We start from the raw sequence: 14,069 nt of genomic DNA on the forward strand, positions 1-14,069 counted from the left end.
CCTGTATATTTATGTTGAATTATAGAGTAGAGATTGTGAAATGCTTCACCTAAACTAACTGGCAGATTAGTTGAACAAGGAATAGTGAAAATATGGTAAAGTTATGTAAAGGAAAATAGATGATTGGGGGAATAAGTAGTGAAAAAAACTATTTGGATTTTAATGTTAAGTGTTTTGGTAATTGGTTGCTCAAATACAAAACAAACAGCTAAAGAAGAAAAAGAAGTAAAATGGGAAGAAAGTGCGAGATTTGTTAGAGAATCTATTGTTACTGATGATGGACAAAAAGATGATATAGTTTTTCGTATTGGAGATAATGGGAAATTAGGATTTGGAGAGTACGGACCGTTTATTGCTGATCAACCACAGAAGTATATGTGGCACTTTTGGGGCGATGAAAAAACATTGACAAAACCCTTTAAAGTCATCGGCGTCAGTAAAGAAACAGGCAACAAAATAACGGTATATCAAGTACAAGGACAAAACCTAGCTCCTAATAATGGAGCAGATCATCATCTTCCTTCGTCGATGATGCTACCAAGCCCAGGATTATGGCGATTAGAGGCTTATTTCGGTGAAAAACTGTTTGGAAATGTGATTGTGAACGTGAAAGAAAAATAAGATGTTCTTGTTCAACTAACGGGTGCTTTACTTCAAGAAGAAGTAAAGCCTTCTTGTTCCACTAACGGGCAGGTTAGCTCAAGAAGGATTTTTCCAATATTTGTAGAATTATTCATATTAATACGATGTTGAGGAGGAGGAACCTTTTTGTACCAAAACAGATTAGGATGGTTATTTTTAGGGCTTGCTGGATGCTTTGGCTTGTTATTTATTTTGATGGCTGGGGAAGGCAATGGGTTAGTAAATAGTCACATTGATGGGACTATGCAATTAAACTTCTTAGGAATAAAGATTTCCGAAAATATTTCGACAACAGAAACTTGGAATCAGTTTGGAACATATTTTTATCTATGGAGTTTATTACCGTTTGTATTAACGATTGTCTGTTATCGGAAGTTTTTAAAACTGGTTCCAACTAAAAACAAATCCTTCGCCTAATCACCGTAGCTGCCACCTTGGGCAGCTATTTCTTATTCAACTAAATCTCAGGTTAGCATAAGAAAGATTTATTAAATAAACCCTATTTGTTAGGAGTGATAAAATGGGTAGATATATTATCGGCATTGTAATGATTATTGCAGGTATCGTGCTTTTAATGATTACTCAGGATAAGGGACTTTAAAGAAGTCGAAGAGTCTATTGTTATAGCATAATCATTTCTAATTTTCGGTTTTATATATATCGTTTATAGATTAATTCGTAAGCGAAAGCAATAGATCCTTATTCAACTAACGGGTACTTTAAGGATGATGATCGCTGCGGTGGTCATTTTTTCTTGTTGAACTATCGGGCAGTTTAGTTAAAGAAGGATTGTTATGATTTTTGTTGAATTTAGAATAAAGTTCGCTATAGGAATAACAATTGAATAACCCTTGGAGGACATTATGACTATTTATTTAATTCAGTTAGAGGCAATACCGCTTATTGATAATCCAGAGAGTGAAGAATGTGTCGGTGCTTTTGTAAACTGTTTGGTTAAATCAAAAAATATTAAATTAGCTTTGAATACAGCCAAAAACTACGTCGTCAATCAAGGTTGGGAAGTAATAAGTATTGAGGACCAATTCATAGCGAGTCGAGATATGTACTTAGGAGATACCGAAGAAGATAAGGAATTACTCGAATGCTTTGATGAAGCATTGAAGGAAGGTATTTCTGCAATTTTTTATACATACGAAGAAGATGAAGGTGAAGATGATTTAGAGATTACCATTGAGAAGAACCGTATCTAACGGGGACAAGAGTTTAAGATGGATGGGACCGCTGCGGCGGTCTTTCTTTTCTTGTTGTGCTTACAAGGAGTTTAGTTAAAGAAGGAATTAATATGAACTATCCAGAAATAAAGATGTATAAGAATAAAGATAAATGAGGTGTTTTTTATAGAAAAGATACCTATAAAGACGCTAAAAAAAATAGAAGAAGACATTAAGAATAATGATTTAGGGAAAGCGAGGGATAGACTACACGGGTTAATTTCAACCTATCCTGATGAATTAGAACTCCGTAAAAGATTAGGAGACATTTATTTTGAATTAAAATATCCTTCAATGGCTGGTCGATTCTGGTATTTAGAAGAAAACAAAACTCCAGAAATGGTAAAAGCGTGTAATGAGTTTGAAAAATCTATGGGAAATGACCCGAATAGAATTGCTAGAACCCTAAAGTATAAAGGTGATAATGAAATTTTAAAAAGACTGGAATTACACGGGGAATTTTCCCCTATCAAAAATAAAGTGAAAGAAAAATTGTTACAAGAATCCGAATATACATTAAAAGATAAATTAGTTTCAGTTGGGGTTATATCAATCTTAATATTTATTATTATTTTTGAAGTAATTGGAGCTTACGTATTCTTTCACTGGATAGGTGACCCAATCTATAACTGGATATTTGAATAACTATGAGAGTGGATGGATAAAGTTTGTGAAAATTTGCTCTTAAAGTAACGGGTGCATTACTGTAACAACGGTAATTCTTTTTTCTTCTTTAAGTAACGGATCAACAGGGATGGACAACTCTTGTTCCAAAATATGTTAATATTAAGACAGGCTAATATTACTTAAGGTGGGAATGTAATGAAACAAATACCATTTGAGCGACCGAACGAGCATTATGATGAACGGTTATACCCAATTGATGAGCAATTATGTTCTTTATTAAAACAAAGAAAAGTTACGTCAAATAATAACCCAGGTTTTCCACCACTTGAAGATATTTCAAAATGGGCAGAAAACTATGACCTTTATGAAGACTTATTAAGGTCGATATTTGGTGTTCTAAAAAATGATGACCATTTTCGACCACAGGTGGAACCAACCAATTTTCAAAAGTATATACCAGTCTTAAAGTCAGTGGAAAAGGAACAATGTATATATTCAATTACATTTATTCGACAATATGCAAATGCCAGTGTTGTTAATTTTAATATTGATTGGGAATCCGAAGAGGAAGATAGATTTAATAGTTTTTAGGAATTATGGGTTGGTGAGGAATATGATTGTAGAGAAACTAGCGGAGGAGGTACGGAAGGACACATAAATTATAACTTCGTTGTTTCTCCTCCGTTACCTGATGATATTTCTGGTCTGAATTTTATATTTAGAGAAAAGGAAACTCCTTTTAAAGGAAATCCAACGGGTCTTGAAATAATAATGCATATAGAATAGAAAATTGAACCATTTTTCAAATTTCCTGAATTATTATACTCGAACTAACGGGTGCTATTCTTGAAAAATGATAAATAAAAAAAGTCGATTCCTTTTATTCCCATAAGAAATCGGCTTTTTTATGTTAGAGAAGTCCCTGTCCTTTTGGTACAAAAGGAGTACTTCATAGTTTAATTGGACAATTGTGCGAAATAAATTAATCTTTCTTCGTCTAAAATGAATGTTTTTTTGTCTAATAGATAAAAGGAAAAAAGAAGGTGATGAACATCATTGACTTTAAACGTAAAAAACAAAAAAGAAACGAACAAGTATTTTTAGAACTGTTTCAGCAATACGAACAAGATATTTACCGCATTGCCTATGTGTATGTAAAAAACAAAGACGACGCACTGGATGTCGTGCAGGAAACAGCGTATCGAGCTTTTTTGAAGTTCGGAACATTGAAGCAAGTCCAGTATTTTAAAACGTGGCTCATCAAAATTACCATAAACTGTGCGGTGGATTTATTACGAAAGAAGAAGAAAGTGGTCCATTTGCAGACGACAGATACCGAACTTCTCTCCACTAGAATGGGAGACATTCCTTTGTCCTTATCATTACAAGATTTACTTGAATTATTAGATGAAGATGAAAAGACCATTGTGTTATTAAAGTTTTATCAAGGCTATACCTTTCAGGAAATATCAGAATTTATCAATAAACCTGTCAGTACGGTCAAGTCAGTTTTGTATCGTGCATTGGAAAAGCTTCGAAAGCGGACCAGGAGGGAAGACCTTTATGGACAATAACATTAAGAAAGAACTCAATCAAATCGAGTTACCCCAGGAGCTGCGAGAGAGGGTTCTATTAGGAATTGAACAAGCGAGGACTGAACGGGAAATCAATAGGGATAAGAAAAGTTGGAGCATTGGAAAAATAATAACCTTATTTAGTGGGGTAGCGGTACTATTTTGTGGATTGTTTATCGGGTCAGCTTTTATTTCACCCACGATGGAAGCAATTGCATCTAAAATCCCGTATTTAAATTTAATTTTCCATTCGAAATCAGTTGGTGAGGTAATTACTGAGGAATTAGAAAGTAAAGGTTACAAGAATATTTCGGCGGGAATCAGTTACAGTCCGAAGAAATTTGTTTCAGTAAGTTTGGATTTGTCAGACGAAGAGTTTAAGCAAGCAAAACCTGATGTCGAAAGGAGTGTAAGACGCATCTTAAAATCAAGAGGCTATGATGCGTATTCGATTAGAGTCAGTAAATTTAAACCGAAGGAGGAATATGTTCCAAGCGAAGAAGAAAAGAAAGAAATCGCACTCCTAAATCAAGAGGTCTCCAATAAGCTAAAGCAGTTGCATATTAAATTTGATCATATTCAAACGGATCCAACGGAACCTACGATTTTTATTAATATCGGTGCATCAAAGGATTACTACAATTCTGTTAAGGACGAAGTGGAGAAAGCAGCACTCGAAATCGTTCGAGCAAATCATTATAAGGGATACAAAATTAATGTAACCAATAGTACCGTAATAGTTAGTAAACCGGACAAAGGATCCCAAATAATTAGTCCCCTTGCCGAGGGGTTGATGTCCAAAAAAGAGTTCAAAGTTACAGAAGTAGGGTATAAAAGTAAACCTTTAACCTTCATTATTCAAACCTCTGTCCAAAGTACTGATTCAAAGTCAAAGGAACTTGGAAATAAACTTGATCAGATGATAGTAGAGTTTTTAAATTCGAAGGAAATTTCGTCGATTTTGAAGAATGATCCATATGAGATTATTATAAAGAGCAAGGATAATAAAAAAATTAACTAAAATGGGGCTGCTATTGCAGCTCTTTTTGTTCTTCAACTAACGGGGCAGATTAGTGAAATAAGAGTTATATTTTAAATAAAACCTAACAAGGTAGGTTTAAAGGATGTCTTTAAATGAGTTTATTGAACTCAAAGAACGTGTAGCAATTGGAGAAGAATTTAGTTTTAATTATAAAAATGATGAATATTGGATAAGTCAAAATCCAGATCGATACTATCTTACACGAGTTAAAGATTCATTTACTCAAGAGTTTGATACCTCTGAATCTCTTTTTGAAAATGGAACGATAGAGGGAAAACTTCTTTCAAAAATTTATATGGATATAGATTGGTAATTCAAGTTAGAAAAATATAAGACCTTATTCAGCTAACGATGCAGATTAGTTGAGCAAAGAATAAATACATAAAAGTTATGGGAAGGTAAGGAAAAAAGAAAGGATAAAAGTAATGAACAATCAATCCGAAAAGCAAGAAAAGTTACCCTTAAAACCATTTAGTAAACTTATTAGACGTATTTGGTATGTTTCCCTTGCTATCGGTTCTGTTGGTTTGATATTGCAATACAAATTTGAGATAAAGGAAATTTTTTGGATTATCGCTATAAGCACACTACTCCTTGCTTTTTCTTGTGGCATCATCCTATTTAACACCAACATAAAATTAGCAGAACGTATTCTTTATACAATTGCCACTATAGTTTTAATGTTTGTTTATCCTCATTGGTTAGATATTCCTGCTTATTTAACAAATAATTATGAAGTTGTTGAAGGTGTACCGACTGAATTTGAGTACAGAAGCCCTTACAAAGCTGGGCGTTATCTACACGTTGAAATTCAGAATGTAGAACTTAAATTGCCATTAAGCATTCCAAACTCAAAATCTGATGAATGGTTTGTGATTCATTACCTTCCATATTCAAAGTTCATAACAGATACTAAAATTATTTCGAAACAAGACAGTAAATAAAACGAGCTACAAGGGCGACTGTTCATAAAGAACAATCGCCTGTGCTAACGTGTCGTAAATTTAAAGTTTGTGAATAATTGTACTTAAAGTAAAGGGTGCAAGAGTTGAAGATCCTGCTACCATTCTTGGTAGCCTTTTCTTATTACACTAACGAAACAGGTTAATTTAAGAAGAAACAGGGATTACCCTTACAAAAATCGAATATATAATTTTAAGGGGGAATCAATATTGAATAGAAAAATAGCTATATCTTTATTTTCCTTGTTTCTCTTTTTAGCTTGGCTTCTTTGGGGAATTTATGTTTCTACTGGAGAAAAGTGGTTGACAGTCCTAAATATTGAACAAACAAGCGAGGATACATTCATAGCTAGAGTCTCAGGTATAAAAGTTTTAATTGGGGCAATAGCATCAATACTCATAGGATATACTCTCTATTTAATTAGTAGGAAAAAGTAAAAGGTATTTAGCTAACAGTGCGTTTCTGCAAAAAGCAGGAACGCTTTTTCACTAACTGGGCAGTTTAGTGGAAGAAGAGTAAGGAAAAATCGACCACTAGAAAAAGGATTTTTTTCTGTTAGAATTACCTCGAAGAAAGGATGATTTTATGGTAGTTTTTTTGATGCTGTTGGGCTTTTTCGTTTTATATAGTGGCGGAAGTGCGGTATTAAAAAAGAAGTATCATATCACTGGTGAAGACACAAGAAGATGGCGATTGTCTAAAAATAAATATGTCATTATCTTTGGTTTTTGTTGGTTTGGTTTGATATCAATATTGGTTTTAAAAGGAATTTTAAATCAGCTTAATGGTTTTGCAGGACTCATTATCCCTACGGAAATATGGCAGGGAATAAAGCAATATCGAAATAATAGGGAAAATCGGATTTATATTTTGAATTTTTGGCAATCATTGTCTTTAATGATTTTTTTTGTTGTTTTTACAGTCTATTGGTCATTAATCAAATAAAATCACAACCTCTTGAACTAACTAGGTGCTTGAGTGAAAAAAGGTTAGGTTGCTACGGCAGCCTTTTTCTTATTGAGCTCTAACGATTCAGTTTAATAAGATGCATAAAATAAACCTCATTTCTGAAGTTTATGGCTTAAAATTCAATAATCCCAAGAATTTGTGTAACTGCTAGACTAAAGTGAACAGTTTGCGATGAATAATATTGAACACTTATTTACTAAAATCGTTCTCCACCTTATGATAGATTTTTATACTTCTATGATTAGGCGGAGGAATTGAAAAGGTGGATAAGTTTGAAATGTATATAGAAATAAGAGGAATGCTAAATCAAAAATACAGTATTTCTACTATCGCTAGGAAACTAGATATATCAAGAAATACTGTTTATAAGTATATCCGTAAATCACCAGAGGAAATGGCAGAATGGACAGCATCAACAATGACTAGAAGTAAAAAGTTAGATATTCATAAGGAATTGATCCTTTTTTGGCTAAGAGAATATCCAGATTTAACTGCAGCTCAAGTACAAGACTGGCTTAAAGAAAAATATCCTGAATTCAACGTTGGAGAAAGTACAGTAAGAAGCTATGTAAGGTGTCTTCGAGAGGATTATCAAATTCCAAAAGAATCAAGCACTAGGGATTATCAGGCAGTCCCTGACCCTCCAATGGGTGAACAAATGCAAGCAGACTTTGGATTTAAAACGGTAAGGAATCAATTTGGTAAACCAGTAAAATTAGTTTTTATTGTATTTGTGTTAGCCCATTCTAGATACAAATATGTTGAATATCAAAATCGGCCTTTCACAACAAAGGATGTAATTTCGGCTCATAGGAATGCATTTAAGGAGTTTGGGGGTGTTTCAAAAGAGATTTTGTATGATCAGGATCGACTAATTGTTGTATCTGAGAATGAGGGGGATATTTTACTCACTGAAGAATTTCAACAATTTGTAAATGAAGTTAAATTTGAAGTTAAACTCTGCAGAAAGGCTGATCCAGAGAGTAAAGGAAAAGTAGAAAATGCGGTTAAGTTTATCAAGAATAACTTCATTAATAATAGAATTTTTTATAACATTGATTCCTGGAACGAGCAGTCTCAGAAATGGTTAAAAAGAACAGGTAATGGCAAAATTCATAACGGCACAAAAAGAAGACCCGCCGATGTGTTTCTCCTCGAAAAGCAACACATGCGACAGGTCAACTCTGTAAATGATATTCACAAAACTAGTATAGCAAGAAGTGTCCGAAAGGACAATACAATCCTGTATCTCTCGAACAGATACTCTGTTCCGTTAGGAACATTTCAAAAGTATCCAGAAGTACATTATTATGTGACCGATGATAATAAGATAGTAATCTACGTCCAGGATTCAGGGGAATTACTGGCAACACATTACATTAACCCTGATAAAGGAAAACTCATTCAAAATACTTCCCATAAAAGGGATAGATCAAAAGGAATAAAGGAGCTTATCGAAGTCACTAGTGAGCATTTTACAAATAAATCACAAGCTATCGATTACCTAAATGAGTTACGGAATAGGTATCCACGTTATATTCGGGACCAGCTAAGCTTAATAAAAAAGTGTATCGAACTTAGTACATTAGAATTAATAGATGATGCGTTATCACTCTGTTTGGAGAGGCAACTGTTTAGTGCGAATGACTTTCATGATGTAGTAGCCCTCTTTAAACGACAACGACAAGTGAACAGTGTAAACGTCAGCGATCAACAGGCTGATAAAGATCATAACGACATCGCTGAGTTAACACTAACAAATACTGAGGCAAATCAGCGTCCATTAGAACATTATTACACAATCATGGAGAGCACAAAATGAAGCAAATAAAAAATCTTCAGGACTCACTCATTTCACTTCGGTTGATGGAAACATCAAAGAAGCTCCCTACTCTTCTGGAAGAAGCTGAAGAGGAGCAGCTTAGTTATATAGCTTTTCTGAACAATATAGTAGAATACGAACGAAAAATGAGAGATGAGAAAAACATGGAAAAACGCTTGAAACTCGCAGCATTTCCATGTATCACTCCGTTGGAGCAATTTAATTTAGAAGAACAAGAATCCTTAAGCTTAAAGCAGTTTAATCAATTAAAAGAATTAGCATGGATTGAGCAATTATTTAATCTTATTCTATTGGGACCGCCAGGTGTGGGGAAAACACACATGGCGGTTGGATTAGGATTAGAAGCCATTAAACGAGGCTACAGGGTCTCCTTTATCACGATGGGTGACTTGGTTCATACCTTGAAAACTATGGACATAACGAGGAAGTCCCAAACTAGGATTAAGAGAATAAAAGAATCACAATTAGTCATTATTGATGATTTGATGTACGCAGCGATGGATCCAAGGGAAGCGAATCTATTTTTCCAATTGATAAATGACTTGTACAACAACTCATCGATTATATTGACTTCCAACCGTTCCCCAAAAGAATGGACCGAGCTCTTGGGTGACGTAGGTGTTGCGACAGCTATCTTGGATCGTCTTATACATCGAGCAGAAATCGTTCACTTTAATGATTCAAGTTATAGAATGAAACATCGCGAGACAATTTTTAAAGAAGAAAGTGTTCAAAATTAATAAGCAAAATTGTTCAAATGTACTTGACGCTTACAATTTGTTAATATTGCCTTGAAATTTAAAGAAATATGGTCGGTTCTCATTGTCAAAAACCAATAAATATGGATTTTCTTGAACAGGAAAAATAATCATTACTTCATCTACAAAGTCAAAGAACCATTGATTTTTAACCGTAACATTAGGTTCTAAAGGGATTTTTATCACAAACCCATTATTAGGATATGGGGTAAAATTTCACGTAAACCCCTGATATTCCTTCAAGAAATTTCTCTACTTCTTGTTGTAAATCGGGGGTTTTTTGAACATTTTTTATAACTTTACCTTTTTTTATATCGATTATTTTTATTTGATGATTTGTTTGAGCCATAGCATTGGTTGTATATAGTATAAAAATACAAAAACTTATTAAAACCTTTTTAATCACTCTAATCACCTCAAAGGTATTTTCCCCAATAATTAAGGCAGTATTAAAATGTCGATTATATAGCAGTTTATTATGAGTTTGTGAAATAATGTATTTAAGCTAACGGGGCAGGTTAGTTGAAGAAGAAGGTGTTTTTTTGAAAAAGTCGAACTTGTATTATAGGTGTTTTTCTATTTATGATTTGCCGATAGATATTTCTATCGGTTTATTTTTTTATCAGTGATAGGATTTTAAATCTAATTACGTATTAATTTATGAATACAAAAAATAAATAAAGGGGGGTAAAGTTGAGTGTTGAAGAACTAAGTCTGGTTGAACAAATAAAGTTAAAAAATGAAAAAAGCATCTCTAAAATACTTGATAAGTATGGCGGATTGCTAAATGCAATAATTCAAAAATATCTTCAGGCAAATTGTCAAGACACAGAGGAGTGTATGGCAGACGTTCTGGTTTCGATCTGGTACCATATCGATTCATTCGACCCTTCAAGAAACGAATTTAAGAATTGGATTGCAGCTATTGCTAAGTACAAAGCAATTGATTATCTAAGGAAATCAGAACAGGAAAAGCAATATTTAAGCAAAGCTGAATTAACGGAGAAAAATTTGGGACAAATCGTTTCGGATAGAAACAAGGTTGATATGGAGAGTTTGTTAGATGAACTCCCAGATGTAGAACGGTCCATATTCGAAAAATATTATTTGGAAGGGGTTCCTTCAAGGGAGATTGCAACGGAGTTTAATGCAAGAGAATCCTGGGTGCATAATAAGCTCTCCAGGGGGAGGAAAAAGTTAAGAAGTCTATTAATAAGAAATGAGGTGTAAAAATTTGACTATTTATAACGAGCTAAATGACATAAAGGTCGATTTAAATGAATTTGAAGAAATTGAACTTTCAAAATTAGAAAAGAAAAGAATTTTGAAGAAAGTTAAAAAAGACATTTCTTTAACAGGATCTCGAAAAAAATGGTTAACGATAAGCGTTGGTGTGGCTGCTGTTATGCTAAGTGCTTTATTAACAATTGATAAAGAAACTGTTGCAGATATGCCTTTTATTGGAGAAAGGATAGAAAAATATATAAATACTAATGAGAATCTTGATTACTCCTCATATAAAACAGCTATAGGAAGTACGGCGGAAAATGGGCTTGGCAAATTAACATTAAATGAAGTGATTCTAGACGATCAGCGAATATATGTAAGTTCCACTTTCGAGCCAGCTGGGAATGTACATATAGATTACCAAACGGCTATCACACCCAAAGTAAAAATAAATGGGCAAGATTTTACAGTTACAACAGGGGGAGAAACGATTGAATTAAACAATAGGATGTTCACCATATTTAACGATATAGAGTTAAGCCAGGCAATCAAAACAGAGCAAGTTGAAATTGAAATTAGTTATGATAGATGGGATTTTAAAGACATTGAACAACCTTGGACCTTTAAAGTTGAAGTAAGCCAATCAAGGTTAATGAAAGAGAAAAAAGTGTTCGATTTGAATAAGCAAATAACGCTGAATAATGGGGAAATCGTTACTCTCCAAAAAGTAGTCACAACACCAATGTCAACAACCGTTTATTATGATTTATCCCAAAGCAATAGTGAAGATATACGCTTCAAAATCCAATCTCAAGAGGGTGTAATGGGGGAGTTTAGCTCGGCTTTTAATTCAAATAAGCCAGGGGATTTGTCCTATGCACGGTTTAATGGATTTACTTTAAACAGGGGGGAATACTTCCTGATGGCGTATGATTCTAATGACAACGAGCTAATTAAAGAAGCAATTCCAATAAAATAATTAAAATGAAAATTCAAATTTTGCTGCCGTAAAAGGCAGCTGTTTCTTTTTTAAACTAAAGGTGTAGATTTCTGTATAAGAAGAAAGTGAAAGTAACATTAAAAGCTAAGATTGTGAATAAATCTACTTAAAGTAACGGGTGCTTGAGCCAAAAAAGGTTAGGTTGCTACGGCAGCCTTTTTCTTATCGAGCTCTAACGATTCAGTTTAATTATTACATAAAATAAACCTCATTTCTGAGGTTTATGGCTTAAAATTCAATAATCCCAAGAATTTTTTTGTATTGCCTTGAAATTTATAGAAACGTGGTTGGTTCTCATTGTCAAAAACTAATAAATATGGCTTTTCCTGAACAGGAAAAATAATCATTACTTCATCTACTAGGTCATTGAACCATTGATTTTTAACCGTAACATTAGGTTCTAAAGGGATTTTTATCACAAACCCATTATTAGGATATGGGTTCAATTTCACGTAAACCCCTGATATTCCTTCAAGAAATTTCTCTACTTCTTGTTGTAAATCGGGGGTTTTTTGAACATTTTTTATAACTTTACCTTTTTTTATATCGATAATTTGTATTTGATGATTAGTTTGAGCCATAGCATTGGTTGTGTATAGTATAAAAATACAAAAAATTATTAAAACCTTTTTAATCACTCTAATCACCTCAAAGATATTTTCCCCAATAATTAAGGTAGTATTAAAATGTCGATTATATAGAAGAAATTCTGAGTTTGTGAACCAATGCACTTAAACTAACGGGTGCTATTATTAAAGAACGAAGGGATAAAATTATCAAACTTTTTTTATGAAAAGTGAATTCTAAATTACAAAGAAAGAATCCATTTTTATCAAACTTTTTATAATGGATTCTTTTCATTTACTGTAAAAATGTAGGTTTATCAGGTCTTTTTTATTAAATTTAAGCTTCGCATAGGATTGAATAGCCAAAAATAAGCAAGTCTTTATTACTTTGTTATTTTTGACTCTTTTATATTGTATTTAAAAAAGTCAGCATATGACTTTTTAATTTATCCCAAAAAATTTCTTTATGGCTAGATCATTATTTAAGTCAAAAATAATATTATGTTTGAATTGTTTATTTGGGCGAGCTTCTGACCATAATTTCATATTAAAGCGAGTTGTATCAAACTCTATAGATACGTAATCTAAGCCGAGAGTATAGCATTGAGAATAGGTACTGTGTGTCTTAGATGGGAAATTATATTTAAATTTATCGTTATATTTTGGCTGAAAATATCTAATTAGTGCGGCCTCAGTGAAACTAATCTCTTGTTCTTCGGAAATATTATCATATCTGTTATGGATATAGTCCATATATATCCTAAACAATTTCTCGGATTCACTATTTTCAGCATCAGGAGATAAGAACATTAAATCATTTCTAGTAAAGCTCCAAAGAGTAATCCAAATTTCCTTATCTGGGGTATTTTCGAAGTATATTCTTTGTAATGTGGAATGACTTTTAATTCGTCCATATGCCTCCCTTTCCCCATCTTCTCCAAATGATTTTCCAATATATAATATCTCAGACTCATCTTGGTAAAGCCCTGTATCTTTGGTTAATTCTTGCAAAATTAAAGATGCGTAACCACCAAATATTTTTTCACCTTTATCATTAACCACAAAAAGTAGTTCATATGGGTATTTACATACTACGCTTAAACTTTTTTCCTTAAATTTGTGTTCATATTTAAAGTCTATGATTTTAAAGTTGTCTTCATTTTGAATTTTATATTTACCACTTATGTATTTATTATCAAGAACTACTGAATCAAAAAGAATTCGAGGTCTCCTTACTATCATATAAATATGGAATGGAGGAATAGCGTTCATAGCTTCTGATAATCTTTGTAGTTCTTCTAATTGTTGTTGTTTAAGAATAATAGTAAAATCATCTACCATACTTAAACCAAACGAATTTGGTCCCATCTCTCCAAACACTCCTTATTTTTCAAATCTAATATTCTATATTTTACCACTAATTAACTACAATAGAGCAAAACGAGTAATTTTCTCATATCATCATCACTAGGAGAGAGTTATTGAACTAACTGGTTAGATTTGAAGAACAAAGCTGTCATTACGACAGCTTTTTGTTGTTTCACTAGCAAAGCAGGTTAGTTGTAGGAGGAAATACAACCTTTTTCTAATGATTCTACCTACTATTACAGAGAAAAAATCAACGCT

General features: G+C 33.0%; 18 protein-coding genes. 15 read left to right on the forward strand and 3 right to left on the reverse strand.

Annotated features, from left to right (window positions below; all coding sequences use genetic code 11):
- The first annotated feature begins 138 nt into the window (after nucleotides 1–138).
- From ACZ9EE_RS00070 to istB, 13 genes are all read left to right on the forward strand, one after another.
- Nucleotides 139–621 (forward strand): DUF4871 domain-containing protein, encoded by a 483-nt coding sequence (locus ACZ9EE_RS00070; protein WP_476024656.1) that lies wholly within the window; start codon nucleotides 139–141, stop codon nucleotides 619–621.
- Between the two features lie 147 nt (nucleotides 622–768).
- The gene (locus tag ACZ9EE_RS00075; RefSeq protein ID WP_476024657.1) at nucleotides 769–1,059 is read left to right on the forward strand and encodes a hypothetical protein; all 291 of its coding nucleotides are present in this window, start codon (nucleotides 769–771) and stop codon (nucleotides 1,057–1,059) included.
- Between the two features lie 446 nt (nucleotides 1,060–1,505).
- On the forward strand, nucleotides 1,506–1,853 hold the full coding sequence (locus ACZ9EE_RS00080; RefSeq protein WP_476024658.1) for a hypothetical protein: 348 nt from the start codon (nucleotides 1,506–1,508) through the stop codon (nucleotides 1,851–1,853).
- A gap of 147 nt (nucleotides 1,854–2,000) precedes the next feature.
- On the forward strand, nucleotides 2,001–2,519 hold the full coding sequence (locus ACZ9EE_RS00085) for a DUF6584 family protein (RefSeq protein WP_476025035.1): 519 nt from the start codon (nucleotides 2,001–2,003) through the stop codon (nucleotides 2,517–2,519).
- Nucleotides 2,520–2,696: 177 nt separating this feature from the next.
- Nucleotides 2,697–3,092 carry a hypothetical protein gene (locus ACZ9EE_RS00090; RefSeq protein ID WP_476024659.1) on the forward strand — a complete coding sequence of 132 codons (396 nt, stop codon included), beginning with the start codon at nucleotides 2,697–2,699 and terminating at the stop codon, nucleotides 3,090–3,092.
- Nucleotides 3,093–3,547: 455 nt separating this feature from the next.
- Complete coding sequence (locus ACZ9EE_RS00095) at nucleotides 3,548–4,075, forward strand: sigma-70 family RNA polymerase sigma factor (protein WP_476025036.1); 528 nt, start codon at nucleotides 3,548–3,550, stop codon at nucleotides 4,073–4,075.
- On the forward strand, nucleotides 4,065–5,096 hold the full coding sequence (locus ACZ9EE_RS00100) for a DUF4030 domain-containing protein (protein ID WP_476024660.1): 1,032 nt from the start codon (nucleotides 4,065–4,067) through the stop codon (nucleotides 5,094–5,096). Before ACZ9EE_RS00095 ends, ACZ9EE_RS00100 begins: the two co-directional genes overlap by 11 nt.
- 103 nt (nucleotides 5,097–5,199) lie before the next feature.
- On the forward strand, nucleotides 5,200–5,430 hold the full coding sequence (locus ACZ9EE_RS00105) for a hypothetical protein (RefSeq protein WP_476024661.1): 231 nt from the start codon (nucleotides 5,200–5,202) through the stop codon (nucleotides 5,428–5,430).
- A gap of 112 nt (nucleotides 5,431–5,542) precedes the next feature.
- On the forward strand, nucleotides 5,543–6,061 hold the full coding sequence (locus tag ACZ9EE_RS00110) for a hypothetical protein (RefSeq protein WP_476024662.1): 519 nt from the start codon (nucleotides 5,543–5,545) through the stop codon (nucleotides 6,059–6,061).
- 228 nt (nucleotides 6,062–6,289) lie between these two features.
- Nucleotides 6,290–6,517, forward strand: a complete 228-nt coding sequence (locus tag ACZ9EE_RS00115) for a hypothetical protein (RefSeq protein WP_476024663.1) — start codon at nucleotides 6,290–6,292, stop codon at nucleotides 6,515–6,517.
- A gap of 148 nt (nucleotides 6,518–6,665) precedes the next feature.
- Complete coding sequence (locus ACZ9EE_RS00120) at nucleotides 6,666–7,025, forward strand: hypothetical protein (RefSeq protein ID WP_476024664.1); 360 nt, start codon at nucleotides 6,666–6,668, stop codon at nucleotides 7,023–7,025.
- 286 nt (nucleotides 7,026–7,311) lie between these two features.
- Complete coding sequence (istA, locus tag ACZ9EE_RS00125) at nucleotides 7,312–8,871, forward strand: IS21 family transposase (protein ID WP_476024665.1); 1,560 nt, start codon at nucleotides 7,312–7,314, stop codon at nucleotides 8,869–8,871.
- Nucleotides 8,868–9,632, forward strand: coding sequence for an IS21-like element helper ATPase IstB (istB, locus tag ACZ9EE_RS00130; protein WP_476024666.1), 765 nt, complete (start codon nucleotides 8,868–8,870; stop codon nucleotides 9,630–9,632). Before istA ends, istB begins: the two co-directional genes overlap by 4 nt.
- 214 nt (nucleotides 9,633–9,846) lie before the next feature.
- On the opposite strand, the gene ACZ9EE_RS00135 is transcribed toward istB, so the two are convergent.
- Entirely contained in the window at nucleotides 9,847–10,056 is a 210-nt protein-coding gene (locus ACZ9EE_RS00135) for a hypothetical protein (protein ID WP_476024667.1), read from the reverse strand.
- 287 nt (nucleotides 10,057–10,343) lie between these two features.
- Between ACZ9EE_RS00135 and ACZ9EE_RS00140 the strand changes: the two genes are divergently transcribed.
- Both ACZ9EE_RS00140 and ACZ9EE_RS00145 read left to right on the forward strand, forming a co-directional pair.
- Nucleotides 10,344–10,880 (forward strand): sigma-70 family RNA polymerase sigma factor, encoded by a 537-nt coding sequence (locus ACZ9EE_RS00140; RefSeq protein ID WP_476024668.1) that lies wholly within the window; start codon nucleotides 10,344–10,346, stop codon nucleotides 10,878–10,880.
- Nucleotides 10,881–10,884: 4 nt separating this feature from the next.
- Entirely contained in the window at nucleotides 10,885–11,856 is a 972-nt protein-coding gene (locus tag ACZ9EE_RS00145; RefSeq protein ID WP_476024669.1) for a DUF4179 domain-containing protein, read from the forward strand.
- Between the two features lie 242 nt (nucleotides 11,857–12,098).
- Here ACZ9EE_RS00145 and ACZ9EE_RS00150 read toward each other — a convergent pair whose 3' ends face one another.
- On the reverse strand, nucleotides 12,099–12,515 hold the full coding sequence (locus tag ACZ9EE_RS00150) for a hypothetical protein (protein WP_476024670.1): 417 nt from the start codon (nucleotides 12,513–12,515) through the stop codon (nucleotides 12,099–12,101).
- A 369-nt stretch (nucleotides 12,516–12,884) separates the two neighbouring features.
- Complete coding sequence (locus ACZ9EE_RS00155; protein WP_476024671.1) at nucleotides 12,885–13,823, reverse strand: hypothetical protein; 939 nt, start codon at nucleotides 13,821–13,823, stop codon at nucleotides 12,885–12,887.
- Nucleotides 13,824–14,069: the final 246 nt, after the last annotated feature.

It is taken from the genome of Bacillus sp. URHA0034 (genome assembly GCF_056280405.1).

Bases quoted from the DNA above. Each gene is read 5' to 3' on its own strand.
- ACZ9EE_RS00110 (WP_476024662.1), top strand. From the start codon at position 5,543: ATGAACAATCAATCCGAAAAGCAAGAAAAGTTACCCTTAAAACCATTT.
- ACZ9EE_RS00095 (WP_476025036.1), top strand. From the start codon at position 3,548: ATGAACATCATTGACTTTAAACGTAAAAAACAAAAAAGAAACGAACAA.
- ACZ9EE_RS00100 (WP_476024660.1), top strand. From the start codon at position 4,065: ATGGACAATAACATTAAGAAAGAACTCAATCAAATCGAGTTACCCCAG.
- ACZ9EE_RS00080 (WP_476024658.1), top strand. From the start codon at position 1,506: ATGACTATTTATTTAATTCAGTTAGAGGCAATACCGCTTATTGATAAT.
- ACZ9EE_RS00105 (WP_476024661.1), top strand. From the start codon at position 5,200: ATGTCTTTAAATGAGTTTATTGAACTCAAAGAACGTGTAGCAATTGGA.
- ACZ9EE_RS00120 (WP_476024664.1), top strand. From the start codon at position 6,666: ATGGTAGTTTTTTTGATGCTGTTGGGCTTTTTCGTTTTATATAGTGGC.
- istB (WP_476024666.1), top strand. From the start codon at position 8,868: ATGAAGCAAATAAAAAATCTTCAGGACTCACTCATTTCACTTCGGTTG.
- ACZ9EE_RS00090 (WP_476024659.1), top strand. From the start codon at position 2,697: ATGAAACAAATACCATTTGAGCGACCGAACGAGCATTATGATGAACGG.